The sequence below is a fragment of the Amycolatopsis thailandensis genome, from assembly GCF_002234405.1.
Lineage (GTDB): Bacteria > Actinomycetota > Actinomycetes > Mycobacteriales > Pseudonocardiaceae > Amycolatopsis > Amycolatopsis thailandensis.
Genome location: NZ_NMQT01000330.1, coordinates 1 through 848, shown reverse-complemented (window position 1 = coordinate 848; position 848 = coordinate 1). Strand labels below are relative to the sequence as shown.

1 protein-coding gene is annotated in these 848 nt (G+C 68.6%); it reads left to right on the top strand.

Annotated elements, in window-relative coordinates; all coding sequences use genetic code 11:
• On the top strand, nt 1-848 hold an 848-nt coding region (locus CFP71_RS42690), incomplete at both ends, for a glycoside hydrolase family 9 protein (RefSeq protein WP_208636169.1).

Here is an 848-nt window from a genome sequence, read left to right as displayed (position 1 = left end):
GGTCGAGGCGAAGCGGAACCCATCGCTGGCAAGGAAGTACCTCGCCGAGGCCGCCTCGGTCTTCGCCCAGGCCAAGACCGAGAACGTCGGCGAACTGGTCACCGCGTTCCCGCACGCGTACTACCCGGAGTCGTCCTGGCGGGACGACATGGAGCTCGGCGCGACACAGCTCGCCTTGGCGGGTAAGGCTTTGCGGGACCCGAGGGCGGGTGATTGGACGCGGCAGGCGGCGCACTGGGCGAAGGCGTACATCGATCTCGAAGAGAAGAGCACGCTCAACCTGTACGACACCAGCGCGCTGGCGCACGCCGAACTGGCGAAGCTCCTGCGGCACGGTGTCCCGGATGCCGCGCTCGGGCGTGAGGAACTGATCGGCGACCTCCGGCGTCAGCTCGACGAAGGCGTCGCGAGCGCGGCGAAGAGTCCTTTCCGGACCGCCGTGTCGGTCAAGGACTTCGACGCCGCCAGCAAGAGCTTCGGGTTCGCCGCGACCGAGCGGCTGTACGCGGACGTGACCGGTGACCGGCGGTACGCGGCGTTCGGTTCTCAGCAGCGGAACTTCACCCTCGGCGCGAACGCGTGGGGAGTCTCGCTGGTCGTCGGCGTCGGGACGATGTCACCGAAGTGCCCGCACCACCAGGCGGCCAACCTCGCGGGTGAGGCGAAGGTGCTCTACGGCGCTGTCGTGAACGGACCGAACGGGGCCGAGCACTTCGCGGACCTGCCGTTCCCGGCTGGGGCGAAGGAGTGCACGAAGCCGTTCGACGCCTTCGACACGACCGAGTCGCGCTACACCGACGACCTGGCCTCGTGGCCGAGCAACGAGCCCGCCATCGACTTCACCTCGA